This is a genomic window from Negadavirga shengliensis, assembly GCF_042652345.1.
GTDB lineage: Bacteria > Bacteroidota > Bacteroidia > Cytophagales > Cyclobacteriaceae > Negadavirga > Negadavirga shengliensis.
In genome coordinates this window covers 408710-422500 of record NZ_JBHSJJ010000003.1, presented here as the reverse complement: position 1 = coordinate 422500, position 13791 = coordinate 408710, and the positions used below count along the sequence as shown (strand labels likewise).

General features: G+C 45.1%; 15 protein-coding genes. 7 read left to right on the top strand and 8 right to left on the bottom strand.

Features of this window, described 5'->3' with window-relative positions; translation table 11 throughout:
* The first annotated feature begins 31 nt into the window (after positions 1-31).
* The 4 genes from chrA to ACFPFU_RS07215 all read left to right on the top strand — a co-directional run bounded on the left by chrA (position 32) and on the right by ACFPFU_RS07215 (position 3437).
* The gene (chrA, locus tag ACFPFU_RS07230) at positions 32-1249 is read left to right on the top strand and encodes a chromate efflux transporter (RefSeq protein WP_377062971.1); all 1218 of its coding nucleotides are present in this window, start codon (positions 32-34) and stop codon (positions 1247-1249) included.
* A 163-nt stretch (positions 1250-1412) separates the two neighbouring features.
* Positions 1413-1847 (top strand): ABA4-like family protein, encoded by a 435-nt coding sequence (locus ACFPFU_RS07225; RefSeq protein ID WP_377062969.1) that lies wholly within the window; start codon positions 1413-1415, stop codon positions 1845-1847.
* On the top strand, positions 1844-2665 hold the full coding sequence (locus ACFPFU_RS07220) for a hypothetical protein (RefSeq protein WP_377062967.1): 822 nt from the start codon (positions 1844-1846) through the stop codon (positions 2663-2665). The genes ACFPFU_RS07225 and ACFPFU_RS07220 overlap by 4 nt, the downstream gene beginning before the upstream one ends.
* A 367-nt stretch (positions 2666-3032) precedes the next feature.
* A complete protein-coding gene (locus ACFPFU_RS07215; RefSeq protein WP_377062965.1) occupies positions 3033-3437 on the top strand; it encodes a nuclear transport factor 2 family protein in 405 nt (134 codons plus the stop codon).
* Between the two features lie 19 nt (positions 3438-3456).
* On the opposite strand, the gene ACFPFU_RS07210 is transcribed toward ACFPFU_RS07215, so the two are convergent.
* From ACFPFU_RS07210 to ACFPFU_RS07175, 8 genes are all read right to left on the bottom strand, one after another.
* Positions 3457-3696: a hypothetical protein gene (locus ACFPFU_RS07210; protein ID WP_377062963.1), complete on the bottom strand. Its 240-nt coding sequence runs from the start codon at positions 3694-3696 to the stop codon at positions 3457-3459.
* Between the two features lie 189 nt (positions 3697-3885).
* Positions 3886-4137 carry a cytochrome C oxidase subunit IV family protein gene (locus tag ACFPFU_RS07205; protein WP_377062961.1) on the bottom strand — a complete coding sequence of 84 codons (252 nt, stop codon included), beginning with the start codon at positions 4135-4137 and terminating at the stop codon, positions 3886-3888.
* 3 nt (positions 4138-4140) lie between these two features.
* Complete coding sequence (locus tag ACFPFU_RS07200) at positions 4141-4743, bottom strand: cytochrome c oxidase subunit 3 (protein WP_377062959.1); 603 nt, start codon at positions 4741-4743, stop codon at positions 4141-4143.
* Positions 4734-5699, bottom strand: a complete 966-nt coding sequence (locus tag ACFPFU_RS07195) for a DUF438 domain-containing protein (protein WP_377062957.1) — start codon at positions 5697-5699, stop codon at positions 4734-4736. Before ACFPFU_RS07195 ends, ACFPFU_RS07200 begins: the two co-directional genes overlap by 10 nt.
* A 2-nt stretch (positions 5700-5701) precedes the next feature.
* Complete coding sequence (locus ACFPFU_RS07190; RefSeq protein ID WP_377062955.1) at positions 5702-7468, bottom strand: nitric oxide reductase activation protein NorD; 1767 nt, start codon at positions 7466-7468, stop codon at positions 5702-5704.
* A gap of 56 nt (positions 7469-7524) precedes the next feature.
* Positions 7525-8304 (bottom strand): CbbQ/NirQ/NorQ/GpvN family protein, encoded by a 780-nt coding sequence (locus ACFPFU_RS07185; RefSeq protein ID WP_377062953.1) that lies wholly within the window; start codon positions 8302-8304, stop codon positions 7525-7527.
* Positions 8305-8386: 82 nt separating this feature from the next.
* A complete protein-coding gene (locus ACFPFU_RS07180) occupies positions 8387-9751 on the bottom strand; it encodes a cbb3-type cytochrome c oxidase subunit I (protein WP_377062952.1) in 1365 nt (454 codons plus the stop codon).
* Positions 9752-9778: 27 nt separating this feature from the next.
* Positions 9779-10213 carry a c-type cytochrome gene (locus ACFPFU_RS07175; RefSeq protein ID WP_377062949.1) on the bottom strand — a complete coding sequence of 145 codons (435 nt, stop codon included), beginning with the start codon at positions 10211-10213 and terminating at the stop codon, positions 9779-9781.
* Between the two features lie 442 nt (positions 10214-10655).
* On the opposite strand from ACFPFU_RS07175, the gene ACFPFU_RS07170 reads away from it, so the two are divergent.
* The 3 genes from ACFPFU_RS07170 (at position 10656) to ACFPFU_RS07160 (ending at position 13782) form a co-directional block, all read left to right on the top strand.
* Positions 10656-11294, top strand: a complete 639-nt coding sequence (locus ACFPFU_RS07170) for a Crp/Fnr family transcriptional regulator (RefSeq protein WP_377062947.1) — start codon at positions 10656-10658, stop codon at positions 11292-11294.
* Between the two features lie 233 nt (positions 11295-11527).
* A complete protein-coding gene (gene nirK / locus ACFPFU_RS07165; RefSeq protein ID WP_377062945.1) occupies positions 11528-13003 on the top strand; it encodes a copper-containing nitrite reductase in 1476 nt (491 codons plus the stop codon).
* Positions 13000-13782 (top strand): formylglycine-generating enzyme family protein, encoded by a 783-nt coding sequence (locus tag ACFPFU_RS07160; protein ID WP_377062944.1) that lies wholly within the window; start codon positions 13000-13002, stop codon positions 13780-13782. The genes nirK and ACFPFU_RS07160 overlap by 4 nt, the downstream gene beginning before the upstream one ends.
* The last annotated feature ends 9 nt before the right edge of the window (positions 13783-13791 follow it).

Sequence of the window (13791 nt, the reverse complement as noted above, 5' to 3'; positions counted from 1 at the left end):
GTGATTTAATAGTTTAATTTATGCTATCATCATGACGGTAAGAAGAGTACGATATTACTTTTATTTAAAAGATGTATTGGTACTCTCTCTCACGGCATTCGGGGGTCCGCAGGTGTTTTTGGCCATGGTCATCGATATCATGGTAAACCGGAGACGTTACATCACAGAAAAGGATTTGATTGAATTGAACGCCCTGTGTCAGGTCCTTCCCGGGCCTACCTCCACCCAAACTATCTGTGCCATAGGTTTCAGAATAGGCGGGCCCTTGTTGGCTTACCTTTCCCTTATTGTGTGGATATTGCCGGCCACCATATTGATGATAGCCACGGCCTTTTTGATAGAATACCTTCAGGAAAACACGCCCGGCGCCTTGAATTTTGCCAAATTCATCCAGCCAATGGCCATCGGGTATATTATTTTCGCCGCCCAGGTGACCATCAGGAAAATGATCCACACGATAGAGGCCGCGGTATTGATGATGATCGCCGCTTTTGTCGCATTTTTCTATAATTCCCCGTTCATTTTTCCCGTGATGCTTGTGGTGGGAGGTTTGGTCACTACCCATAATTACAACAAACAGCCTGTGGTGGAAGAAAAATCGAGTATAAAAATAGAGTGGGGCAATTTTGTATTGTGGGGTGGCGTGTTGGTAACGGCAGCGGTTTTGGGCCACTATACCCGATTTTTACCCGTGCGGCTGTTTGAAAATTTCTACCGGAACGGCAGCCTTATCTTTGGGGGTGGACAGGTTTTGGTACCTTATCTTTATACCGAGTTTGTTGAATTTAAAAATTACCTGAGTTCAGAAGAATTCCTTACGGGCTACGCCATTTCCCAAAGTATTCCCGGGCCTACCTTCAGCATCAGTTCTTATATAGGTGCGTTGTCCATGAGGGAATGGGGCATCCCGGGGATGGTGGTGGGAGGATTGGTCGCGGCGGCAGGCATATTTCTCCCAGGCACATTTCTGATATTTTTTGTGGTGCGTTTTTGGGATGAACTGAAAAAATACCGCCCTGTAAGGGCGGCTTTGGAAGGCATCAACGCCGTCAGCTGTGGCATGTTGATGGCGGCCGCTTACCTCCTTTTCGAGCCTTTGGAAAACAACTTTTTTAACATCATGGCCATCATAGGCACCTATGCGTTGCTACAGTTCAGCAGAATCCCCTCTCCTTTTATTATTGTTTTGGGGGTGATCGCAGGCATAGGATATCAGTGGGTGGTCAAATGGATTGGGTTGGGGATCTAGAATTTTTTCTAATAGTCTGTCAAAATCTGTCCATGGGTCGGCACGGCCGTTGAAGAGAGCGGGGATTACTTTGAATCATAAAATTATTTTTCAAAATTTCCCTAAAACGCTAAGTAAATAATTGATTTTTAGCTATTTTAGTTTTCTTTTAATCCGTAGAAGCATGGAAACCATCTTTAGCATCGCCAGTACCGCCGCTCTTTTTTCCTGGATAGTTTTATTCATTTTTTACCGAAATAAATGGGTGTATGTATTGTTGTTTTCCGGTGTGATTTTCCTGTTGGCGCTTCTCTATCTTTACTTTATTATCCAAGGCATGGGGAATGGGAACGGAGGCGGGTTTGGCAGCTTAGCCGAAGTGGCTACACTATTTCAAAAAGAGGAAGCCTTATTGGCAGGCTGGATACACTATCTGGCGTTTGACCTTTTCGTCGGTATGTGGATCTGCAAAGACGCCATGGAACGTAGCATCAACAGGTGGCTTGTGCTTCCCTGCCTGTTCTTTACCTTCATGCTGGGGCCAGTGGGACTGCTGCTTTATTTGATCGTCAGAAGCGTAAAATCCAAGACTTTTCTCCAAAGTCCTTATCACGTATGAAAATAACAAGAAAGATTTATCAGGGAAGTCCGCTTCTTACCTGGTTTGGGCTGGCCAACTTTATGGTATTCCTGGTACTGTTAGTCCTATCATTTTTTGATGAAAGAACACTTCTGGGTATCAACATCTGGATCAAACCCATCAAGTTCTGCATATCCATAGCCGTATTTTCATGGACAATGGCCTGGTTTCTGGGCTATTTGCCACAAAGACGCCAGACCAAACATATCGCTTTTTGGATCGCATTGATGCTTTTTGTAGAACAAGTGATCATCATTGGACAGGCAGCGAGAGGTGAAATTTCGCATTTTAACACTTCGACCCCATTCAATGCTGCCCTATTCAACATCATGGGTTTAGCCATATTGATCAATACCATCATGGTTTTCTGGGCCTACCGGTTGTTTGGAAAGGCGGCGCACTTAGCCAAAGGGTACAGACGTGGCATCAGACTAGGGATGCTGATTTTTATCGTGGCAAGTCTGGAAGGATATGTGATGGCGGCTCAACTTGGCCATACTGTAGGCGCTTCCGATGGTCAGGAAGGTATTTTTTTTCTTAACTGGGCCAAACAATATGGCGACCTGAGAATATTCCATTTCCTTGGCCTCCATGCCATCCAGATAATCCCCCTGTTTGCTTGGTTTATTTCACCCCACCGCACTCTTGCAGTCAATTTGTTCGCATTTTTTTATTTTATATTTTCACTGGGAACACTCTGGAATGCTTTGTTGGGCCACGGCATCTATTTTAATGATTCCCTTTTTAGTGGTGTTGACTGGCCGCTGATCAACTTTGAAATCCCAAGACTTTCTTAAAGTTAAACATAAAAATTATGCTCTCGTGTGTTGCTCTGGCCTAAGCCGAACCACGCCGGTTCTCGTCTGTTCCGGCTATCCCGCACTCAAAATAAAAAGAGAAGCCTTTTCTCAAAAAGCTTCTCTCTGGGTTTATCTAACTGACTACAGCTATATTATTCCGTACAAACTCAAAAAGCAACTTAACGCAATAGAAAACCATATAAACTTAACAAAAAATACGGTCATTTTCAATTTTCCCTAACGGTCATTTCTTTTTTATCGAGGGAAACAAGAATCAGTTGATCCCTCCGCCAATGGGGCTTCAATAGATAAAATAAAAACACGTTATTATATTGCCATTATTCTAATATCAATGAATCTCCCTATGATGGGCTTTATTATTTTCAGTCTCCTTTTTTTATTCCCCCCTCTCGTCCCAGGAACAGGCGATCCGGAAAAACCGGTGCAGGCCCAATTGGATGCATACAACCGAAGAGATATTGATGCATTTATCGAACCTTATGCGGAAGATGTGAAAGTATTCAATTTCCCGGATGAATTGCTGTATGAAGGAAAAACCAATATGCGGGATGTTTACGCCCGTTTTTTTGGCAACACCCCTGAGTTACATTGTCACCTGGAAAACAGGATGGTCTTGGGCAATACCGTCATTGACCATGAAAAGGTGACCTTGGCCAAGGATCAGCCCCCGCTCAGGGCAATCGCCATTTATAAGATCAGAGATGGCAAGATAGCGGAAGTTTATTTCATCAGAGACAAGTCAAAATAAAAGCCTAACCAAAACAGCTTCACCGCCACTTCTCGCGATAAAAGGGATTTTTCCATTCTAAAAAGCCTTCCTCCCCTCTTTCAGAGCCTGTTCCGATTTCAATATCGGTAAAGGGAGATTGAGGGGGAGGTATGAACGCAACCGTCATGGGATCGCTTAGCCTCTGGCATAAGGTCAGGTATTTGTTTTCTATTACCCTCCTGCTCTTCTGTTCTTTTTTGTCCCCGATGCGCTGCGCTGGTCGGGCAGGCTTTGACACAAAAACGTTTTCAACCCACGTTGTTATATAGGATTTGCCATCCTATTTTTTCTGACAGTATATAACGTGGCTGATGCTGGAATGCAAATCATCAATTCCTTTTTTTTCTGACCTAAGACTTTAAATCCATTCACTGGTTTTCCTGCCTGAAAGCCGATTACCCCGCCACCAGCCTTCAAGCAGAACCGTTCAAACAACACTGAAGAAACCCACTATTCCAGCCACCAATATGCAAAAGAAGAATACGGTGGTTTTCCAGAATGCATGGGCGATTTTTAGTTCCATAAACTGATAGGCCACAATCAGGAATTTGGCCGCGGCTATTGCCATTATGCAGATGGCGGCCAACATCGTTCCCTGAGCTTCCAAATTGGCAATTATTGCCGTCAACATGGTAAGGCCCAGCAAAATCAACAGACTGATTAACAAAGGATTTTTCATTTTTCAAAAGATTAAATAAAGTGCAGGAAACAACAACAGCCATATCAGATCACACATGTGCCAAAATGCACCACCGGCTTCCAGATCCGTGAGAGTAATATCCGCATAAACCGCCTTCATTTTAAACATCATCCAGCCCAGTATCACCATTCCCACCAATACATGGATCAAATGGAACCCTGTCAGCAGCCAATACAAGGTGAAAAACATATTTCCATCCACCTCTATTCCACTTGAAAGCTTTTCGAAATATTCATAGCTTTTTAAGACCACAAAAAGCCCTCCCCCTACCAATGTCCACTGGATGTATTTGCCGCTTTTTTGAAACTGTCCCTCTCTGAACCGGTGAACAGCCATGGCCATCATATAGCCACTGGTCAGTAAAAACAGGGTGTTGACCATCCCTATGCCTGCATTAAGCTGCTGTCTGGAAAGCTGGAAAAGTTCCGGCTCCAACCTGCCATAATATACGATCGCCATCAATCCCAAGCCAAAAGTAATCAACTCCAGAAAAATGATGATCCAAAGCAGGATCCCTCCTGGAGGATAATAAATACTTTTGTAGCCGGTGGCCTGATCCTGGGATTTTTTTTCTATCACTTCCATTCCAATAGTCTTTTTTCTCCTTCAATTTTCTTAATTCCAGAAATATCCTGCGACATCTCGATGACGCCCCGGTAATTCTTCTTTTCGTCACGCACAGCGAAATAGCGTATATAGATCAACATCTCTTTGTAGTTGATCCAGAATGCGGCTTCATTTTGGGTTCCCTTTTTGAATTCCTCGAGTATTTTGAGTACGGTGCCCACACTCTTAGGAGGGTGGCAAAACCGGACTTCTCTGCCTATAATGCCCGCACTTCTCGGAAATACCCGTTCCTCACCTCTGTTATAGAAAATAACCTTATCATTTTCATCCACATAGGTAATGTCCAACGGCATGGTTTTGAGCAGCAGATTGACCTGCTCCACCGTCATGTAGCCTTCATCATAATGCTGTGCGCCCTCCTGAGAAACGGCCGGTTCCCTCACCTCCACATCTTCGCTTGGGTGGATATAATTTTTTGACGGAAACGGGGCTGGGGTTTCTGACAGCATCCAGCCTATCTCCTCCTCTCCTTTGCGCATGGTCACCCATTCTTCCTCTTCAAGTAAGTCCAAGGCATTTGGAAACAATACGGTCTCTTCTATCAGCATCAGCCTTTTGATGCTGTTGGTCAGGTATTTCAGATTGTCCCCTAGACTTCTGAAATCCCTTGCTTCTATTTTCTCCCTCAGAAACCTGAACTGCTGTCTGATGGTATCATGAAAAGACCACATATTTTGTAAAGGGCCGTTCCATTCATGCTTTTCAAGGTAGGGAAACAATTGGTTTTCCTTTCTTTCAAACCGCCTTTCAATGGTATTCAGCTTATTGAAAAGACTATAGTACAACTGATATTCCTTTTCTGCATCGCAGTTTTCCAGTTCCTCAATGATCTGATGGATCAATGCCGTTTCCTTGAGGTAGGAATGTACAGGATGCCCTTCCGGCAAATCTATTTCTTGCTCAAAGCTGTTCATTTTTATTGGTGTTTTATCTTTTCGTAGAGTTTCACAAGAGATTTCAGCAATTCTACCGGCGTGGTCAAAATCTGATAGTGGTTCTGACCAAACATCTGAGGCAAATAATACTTTGCCTGGGCTTCTATGGCCAGCGCATAGGAATTGATATGCCTTTCATTAAGCTCCCGGAGTGCCTGTTTGACATCTTGTATCCCATATCTGCCTTCATATTTGTCATAATCATTGGGTTTGCCGTCTGAAATCAAAATCACCCACTTGTTCTTGGTCTGACGCTGGTCCAGCCTTGCTCCTGCATGCCGAAGGGCGGCCCCTATACGGGTATAACCACTCGGCTCCACGGCTCCGATTTTGCCCCGGGCTTTCTGCCACGGCTCATCAAATTCTTTCACCGTGAGAAAGGTGGAGTAATTACGGGTTTTGGAGTAAAAACAATCAATGGAAAAGTCGATTTTGAATTCATCCAGGATTTCTCCAAACAGGATCGACACTTCCTTTTCCACATCGATCACCCTGTTGTTGGCCGCATAACCATCACTAGAAAGACTGATGTCCAACAATAGCAGGATTGACAGGTCCTTCTCTCTTTTCCGGTTGGATATATAAATATTTTCCGTGGGAGTTTTCCGTGCATGCACATCGGCAAAAAGATCTGTAACAGCATCAATATCAAATTCGCTTCCCTGGTTTTGTCTTCGCTGCTGCTGCATTTTGTTATTGACCGAAGTGAGCATTTTCCGGAGCCCCATCAGGGTTACAGCGTTTTTTGAAATGGTACGCCGGTAATAATCCGCATCTGTTTTCAATTGTAATAGGGGATACACTTTGCAGAAATCCTCCTTATAGGTTTTTCTTTTATAATCCCACTCATCGTACTTCAGGTGAAAACCTTTGTGATCCGCCTCAGCGCTTTCCGATATGGTGGTATTTTCCACAAATTCGGCTTGGTATACAGAATGGGCCGTATCATCCACCCTTACCGTAAACCGCATGCTGAGCTCTTCCAAGGCGTCCTGATGATCCGCCAAGTCGTCTTTCCCGTCAAAATCCCTCCAAACCCCGTTGGCTTCCTCTGCGGTTTCTACTTTTTCGAAATTGTGCAGAAGCACATAATCCTCCTGTTGCTTTTTATCCACCTGGATGCTTTTGACTTCCTCCACTGCCTTGGCTTTCAGGGTGGTAGTAGGAGAGGCTTCCTGGCCGCTTTTGGTTTTCTCGTTAAAGTTCTGTAAACTTTCCTCCGGCCCCTCCTCTGTTTCACTGTTCATCCATTTGCCATATAGCCAGGAATAATCCGCCGGCTCTTTGTCTGAGGCCACCTTCTCCAGCCCCGCTTTAAGGTTTTCATGTAACGCTTCCGCAAAAGGAAAATCCAACGACATGCCCTCCAAAACCTGAGGAGCCGACTCAAGGGCCTTTTGCCGGGACAATATCAGGTTATCCGCCTCTTCCTTCCAATTCAGGCCGAGTTCTTTTTGTTTACTCAGAAACAGTACCCGGAAAATATAAAAGGAAAGGTTTTCCTCCCAGGTGGGGAGCTTTGAGAAAGAAATGGGCAGGAAAAAATTACTGTGCTTAAAGCCTCCTTCTCTTTCGGCTGGGAATATTTCGGTGGCTTCCCCGGTCAATGCCCTGGAAATGATAGTAAGGCGCGATTTGACGGTTTCCAAATCCACCTTATGTGTCATCTTTTCTTCCGCGGCTTCCCTGCTTCTTTTAAAGTATTTGACTACTTTACCATATACCCATTCATCTATGTCGAGTCCCATTGTTGCTTTTTTATTGGTTATCAGACTGAAAATTACCTGGTGTTCCCCAGCAAGCCTTATATCATCAGGGCCACCAGGTCCTTCAATGCCTCCAACGTCTGAGGATCATCTGTGAGGGGTTCAACTACGGCTACATTGACAGAAAGCCGTTTGGGAAGGCCGCTGTGGATCAGTTTGGCCGCATCAACCAACAGGCGGGTGGAAACCGTTTCAGTAAGTCCCAGCTCAGTCAGGTTTCTGATTTTACGCCCTATATTTACCAGCTTTTTGGCATTGCTTTCATCAATACCGCTTTCATTGATCAGTATTTCTGCTTCAATATCCGGCTTAGGGTAATCAAATGACAAAGCCACAAACCGCTGCTTGGTAGAGGGTTTTAGTTCCTTGAAGCCTCGCTGGTATCCCGGGTTAAAGGAAGCCACCAGCATAAACCCCTCGTGCGCTTTGACAGTTTCCCCCAGCTTGTCAATAAACAATTCTCTCCTGTGGTCAGTAAGGGAATGTATGGCTACTATTACGTCGGGGCGGGCTTCCGCCACTTCATCCAAATAAAGGATAGCCCCTTCCTTCACCGCGGTAGTCAGGGGGCCATCTATCCAGATGGTCTCCGCCCCCTTGATGATGAACCTCCCTATCAGGTCTGTGGAAGATGTTTCCTCGTGGCAGCTGATGGTGATCAGTTTCTTATCGAGCTCATGGGCCATGTATTCTACAAACCGGGATTTCCCTGTGCCTGTAGGACCTTTGAGCAAAAGGGGGATTTTATTTTGGAATGCGTGGAAGAAAACCTCCGACTCCTTATGGATCACATGGTAGAAAGGTGCTGTGTTGATCATGATTGATGTGTTTAAGGTTCAACATGGCCGGTCCACATTTTGAGAAAAAGGTGAACCGGCACATGGATTGACTGGTTGATTTTCAGCTTACGGCGACAGCTTCACTTTCATCCACTTTGCTTTCCAAAGCTTCCTCGGAAGGTCTTCCGTATTTGATAAATTCATAAATATAGATGCCGATTCCCGTGGCAAATAAGGCGGCGCATAGCAGCATCACGACGAAATGTATCTTGACTTCTTCCTGGGCAATCATAAAGTCCATGCTCAGTCTTCTTTCCAGGTATACCTGGACCACACCTGCTACACCCAGGGCCGTGACCATACCCAGCATGCCGACATTGGACAGCCAAAAAGCGAGGTGCCCTTTTGAATTATCGTGACGTTTACGTCCGGTAATGTTAGGCATGGCATAACTGATGATTGCCAAAACGATCATGGCATAAGCACCCCAGAATGCATAGTGTCCGTGCATCGCAGTAACCAAAGTACCGTGAGTGAATATGTTGGTTTGGGGAAGCGTGTGGGCAAATCCCAACAGACCGGCCCCAATGAAGGAAACAATGGAAGCCCCTATGGTCCAGAATAAAGCCACTTTGTTGGGATGCCTTCTTTCTCCTTTTCTGTACATGTAGACGGCAAAGAGGGCCATTGCCAGGAAAGCAAGGGGCTCCAGTGCAGAGAATATCCCTCCGACCACCAGCCATATTTTATTTACACCGATGTAATAATAGTGGTGACCGGTTCCCAGAATACCGGACAGGAATGTCAGTCCTACAATTACGTACAGCCATTTTTCAATAACTTCCCTATCCACACCGGTCAACTTGATCAGAAGAAATGCGAGAATACCGCCCATAATCAGTTCCCATACACCTTCAACCCACAAATGGACAACCCACCATCGGAAGAAGGAATCCGTAACTTGGCTGTCAAACCAAATCATCCCCGGCAGGTACAGAAGCGCTGCAAAAAGCAAGCCCATGGCCAAAACCAACGCCGTGGTGGTTTGTCTTTTTCCCTTGAACAGGGTCGCAAGAATCAATCCCAGAAAAAGCAGTACGTTGACCACTACCAGATAATCCAACTCCCTGGGGATTTCGAGGAATTTCCTGCCTTCCCATATATTGAAATGGTAACCGGTAATGGCAGCTACGCCTACCACCGCCAGTGAAATCAATTGAACATAAGCCCACTTCACACTGACCAGTTCCCGCTGGGCTTCCTCCGGGATGATATAATAAGCTGCTCCCATAAAGCCGGTGAGCAACCACACCACCAAGAGGTTGGTATGGACCGCACGGGCTGTATTGAAAGGAATAAAATCATGAAGGCCATCCAATCCGATGCGGGCAAAACCCATGATGAAGCCATATATGATCTGCAAAGCAAACAGCAGCATACATAAGGCAAAAAACCAGTAAGCTACCTTTTGGGATTTGTATTTCATTTTTATAGTGTTGATATGTTTAACAATTTACTTCTTGTCTTTTGCTAGAGGAGATACCACCCGGTCGAACCCGTTGAGGTCAAGGCCTCCAATCCATTTCAGGTAGGCCACCATGGCATCCGCGTCTTCGCTGCTCATTTCGTAGGCAACCATTTTACGGCCATTGGGCGCCCATGGAACGGGCGACTGTAAAATGGCCTTGATTAAGGGTTCCCCCCTTCGGTCTACTACTTTGGTCAGTTCGGGGGCATAATATCCCCCCTCACCCATAATGGTGTGGCAACCCATACAGTTGTTGGTTTCCCACAAATGCTTGCCCCTTACCACCTGATCATCTATCAGATGGTGGTTTGTCTGGTCATTGCTTGGCATAAAGGAATAAACGGTCAACCCAATGAAAATCAAAAAGGTGACCAGGGTCCCTCCCAAGAAAAATGCCCGTGCTTGTGATTTTGAGAGCATAGTGTATTGTGTTTTTAGTTTAAATTAAATAAGAATATAAGACCTTTTTATCTTTTATACTGCTAAGGTAAAGCCAAAAACTTTATTTCCTAAAAAATTTCCGGTTTTTTTTTAACCAGCCGGTTTCATATAAATTCCAGGGACGCTGCGCCTATCATACACCTATAAACTAAAGATTAGTAGATACTTAAAAATCCGCATTTGATCCCTTGTTTTCTTTCTCACTCCATATTTATAAGTTTTAAAAAATCAAAAAAACCGGATATGTGCCGATCAAAGCGTTTATCCCTAAAGTAAGCGGTATTCATGGATATATTTGGATTTTTATCCAAAGAATGCGGATATTTCCCAAGTCAAATACAAAATACATGTAAATATGTCCTTGGATTGTGCAACATGTCCTAACCATAAGTGCCTCATAAAAAACTGTCACGCCGTTGGAATGGAGTGGCTGAGTGAAAATAAAAATGTCTATACCGTTCCAAAAGGACAGTTTATCTTTCAGGAGGGAAGTTTGGTCCATGGCGTATATTTTATTTATCACGGTAAGGTCAAGGTGATCAGCACAAACCAGGAAGGTAAGTCCCATACCGTAAGATTAGCCTCGGACGGCCATGTGCTGGGACACATGAGCCTGGACAAGGAACTGTATGCCATCGGGGCGGTGGCCTTGGAAACTTCTCAAATCTGCTTTGTGGAAAATGAAATATTTTACCACACATTTGTCACCAATCCGGATTTTGCCTTACAGGCGATGATGTTCTATTCAAGAGAACTCCGTAAAAGCGAAATGAGAACAAAATGCTTTGCCCAAATGAGTACCGAAGAAAAAATCATCTATGCGTTGATATACATCACGGAAACGTTTGGGCTGGACCGTCAAAAAAGGATAGAAATCAACCTGGGCCGACAGGAAATTGCAGATATTGCAGGCACCAATGCAGAGCAGGTTTCCAGATCCGTTACCCAGTTAAAAGAAAAAAAAATAATCACTTTGGAAAACAAGGATATCATCATATCCGACTTTAAGGCATTGAAGCAGCGCCTTTCAAGGTATTTCGCCTCCGAAATATTTAACTGATTATCAGGAAATAAGATTAATATACCCGCTTGTTCCATAAACCATCATGGACCCGCTGCTGATCCTTGACCTGCGAAAACGCAGGAAAAAACATGAAAAATAACTTTTCTGATGCTGACTCCTGTCATTAGCCCCGGCTTTATCCATAACTACTTTTGAATAACAAATCGAGATATTCTCATCTCTTGAAAAGTTAGCGGCAGCAGAAAAAAATTTTCTAAACAAACACGGTTATGGAAACAACATATAAGCAGATTATTAAAGGATTAACTTACCTTTTTATCTTTTTATTGACAGGGTTCGTTTTATCCTGCAATCATGACAGCACCCAAATAAAAAACCATACTAAGAAAACCAAGGATCCGGCAAACATCAAAGTATTCGGGGAAATGAAAGCGGAACTGACTTCCCCTCCCTTCGTACCGGCGCCGGTAGGCAACAGGCCTGCAAAGAGGCTTTATATGGAGATGGAAATCATCGAGCAAGAGGCTGAAATGGCAGATGGTGTTTCGTATGTTTACTGGACTTTTGGGGGAACGGTACCTGGCTCTTTTATCCGTACGCGGGTGGGTGATGTGGTTGATTTCAAAATCAAAAACCACCCGGATAATAAGCTGCCCCATAACATTGACCTCCATGCAGTAACCGGACAAGGCGGCGGTGCAGAAGCCTCATTCGTGGCTCCCGGACAGGAAAAGACATTCTCTTTCAAGGTCATCAACCCCGGTTTGTACGTCTATCACTGTGCGACTGCTCCAGTTGGGATGCACGTGGCCAACGGCATGTACGGCCTTATCCTGGTAGAGCCCGAAGGTGGCCTGCCTCCGGTGGATAAGGAATTTTATGTCATGCAGGGTGACTTCTACACCGAAGGCAAATTTGGAGAAGCCGGATTGCAGGCTTTCAATCAACAAAAAGCCATCGATGAAAGACCTGATTATGTAGTATTTAATGGAAGTGTCAACGCATTATCCGGCGAAAATGCCCTGCAAGCAAAAGCGGGTGAAAATATCAGGATTTTCTTTGGGAACGGGGGACCCAACCTGGCATCCTCTTTCCACGTGATCGGTGAAATATTCGATAAAGTATATGTGGACGGGGGCGACCAAGTCAATTCCAATGTCGGCACCACCCTAGTCCCTGCAGGCGGCGCAGCCATTCTGGAATTCGTAGCAGATGTGCCTTCTAATTTGGTGCTGGTCGACCACTCTATTTTCAGGGCGTTCAACAAGGGCGCATTGGGTATTTTGGCAGTAAGCGGGGAAGAAAACCACAACATTTTTGCCGGCGAGATTGAAGAGGGAATCTACAACCCGGGAAGCAGCTTGGCCAAGGAAACGCCTAAAGACAGTAAAGAACTGGCTTTCCCCTCCGAAATGAATAAAGGCGATAGGATCGAAGCCGGCAAAAAGCTTTATATGCAGGCATGTTTCGCCTGTCACCAGGCGAGTGGAGAAGGGATACCCAATGCCTTCCCTCCATTGGCAAACGCCGATTATCTCAATGCCGACGAGAACAGGGCTATAGATGTATTGCTGCACGGCCTTTCCGGTGAAATAGAAGTGAACGGCAAAAAGTATAACAGCATGATGCCTGCGCAAAACTTATCCGATGAAGAGGTGGCCAATGTCCTGACCTATGTCTATAACAATTGGGGAAACAAGGGGACAGAAATCACGCCGGAGATGGTAAAAAAACGTAGACAATGAAAACTTTCCTATTAACGCTCATGGGGTTTCTGCTGGTCACCCAGCTCTCCGCCCAGGAAAAAGAGATGGTTTTGGTAAAGGGGGGCAGTTATGTCCCCCTATATGGAACGGTCAAAAGTGAAGAGGTAAAAGTTCCCGGCTTCTACATGGATGTCACGCCGGTTACCCATTCAGAATATCTGGAGTTTGTCAAACAGTTCCCGCAATGGCAAAAATCCAGTATCAAAAAGCTTTTTGCAGACGAAAGGTATCTGGGCATGTGGACATCGGACCTGGGTTTTCCTGAAGGTCTTGCCAACAGTCCCGTAAACAATGTATCCTGGTTTGCGGCAAAGGCTTATTGCGAATGCCAGGGAAAAAGGCTCCCCTATGTGGACGAGTGGGAATACGTCGCCATGGCTAACCAATCCAAGGCCGATGCCCGCCGGGACAGCTTGTACAATGTAGCTGTATTAAGAGGATACGAAAAACCCAAAACTTATTTACATCAGGTGGGACAACAGCCCGCCAACTATTGGGGTGTCCAGGATCTCCATGGAATGGTGTGGGAATGGACCCTGGATTTCAACGCCATTATCCTAACCGGAGAATCCAGAAACTACGGCAATACGGACCAAGGTCTGTTCTGCGCGTCAGGAGCGCTGGGAGCGAATGACCTGATGAATTATGCCGCCTTCATGAGATACGCCATGCGGTCCAGTCTTAAAGCCAATTATAATCTGATAACCTTAGGTTTCCGGTGTGTAAAGGATATCAGCATGGCATCCGCCAACCCCTGACAAAATATT

Excerpts from the sequence above, each read along its gene's own strand:
- ACFPFU_RS07200 (WP_377062959.1), bottom strand. The coding sequence starts at position 4,743 with ATGGAAGTGATAGAAAAAAAATCCCAGGATCAGGCCACCGGCTACAAA.
- ACFPFU_RS07170 (WP_377062947.1), top strand. The coding sequence starts at position 10,656 with ATGGAGTGGCTGAGTGAAAATAAAAATGTCTATACCGTTCCAAAAGGA.
- ACFPFU_RS07195 (WP_377062957.1), bottom strand. The coding sequence starts at position 5,699 with ATGAACAGCTTTGAGCAAGAAATAGATTTGCCGGAAGGGCATCCTGTA.
- ACFPFU_RS07175 (WP_377062949.1), bottom strand. The coding sequence starts at position 10,213 with ATGCTCTCAAAATCACAAGCACGGGCATTTTTCTTGGGAGGGACCCTG.
- ACFPFU_RS07185 (WP_377062953.1), bottom strand. The coding sequence starts at position 8,304 with ATGATCAACACAGCACCTTTCTACCATGTGATCCATAAGGAGTCGGAG.
- chrA (WP_377062971.1), top strand. The coding sequence starts at position 32 with ATGACGGTAAGAAGAGTACGATATTACTTTTATTTAAAAGATGTATTG.
- ACFPFU_RS07160 (WP_377062944.1), top strand. The coding sequence starts at position 13,000 with ATGAAAACTTTCCTATTAACGCTCATGGGGTTTCTGCTGGTCACCCAG.
- ACFPFU_RS07220 (WP_377062967.1), top strand. The coding sequence starts at position 1,844 with ATGAAAATAACAAGAAAGATTTATCAGGGAAGTCCGCTTCTTACCTGG.
- nirK (WP_377062945.1), top strand. The coding sequence starts at position 11,528 with ATGGAAACAACATATAAGCAGATTATTAAAGGATTAACTTACCTTTTT.
- ACFPFU_RS07190 (WP_377062955.1), bottom strand. The coding sequence starts at position 7,468 with ATGGGACTCGACATAGATGAATGGGTATATGGTAAAGTAGTCAAATAC.
- ACFPFU_RS07215 (WP_377062965.1), top strand. The coding sequence starts at position 3,033 with ATGATGGGCTTTATTATTTTCAGTCTCCTTTTTTTATTCCCCCCTCTC.
- ACFPFU_RS07225 (WP_377062969.1), top strand. The coding sequence starts at position 1,413 with ATGGAAACCATCTTTAGCATCGCCAGTACCGCCGCTCTTTTTTCCTGG.
- ACFPFU_RS07205 (WP_377062961.1), bottom strand. The coding sequence starts at position 4,137 with ATGAAAAATCCTTTGTTAATCAGTCTGTTGATTTTGCTGGGCCTTACC.
- ACFPFU_RS07180 (WP_377062952.1), bottom strand. The coding sequence starts at position 9,751 with ATGAAATACAAATCCCAAAAGGTAGCTTACTGGTTTTTTGCCTTATGT.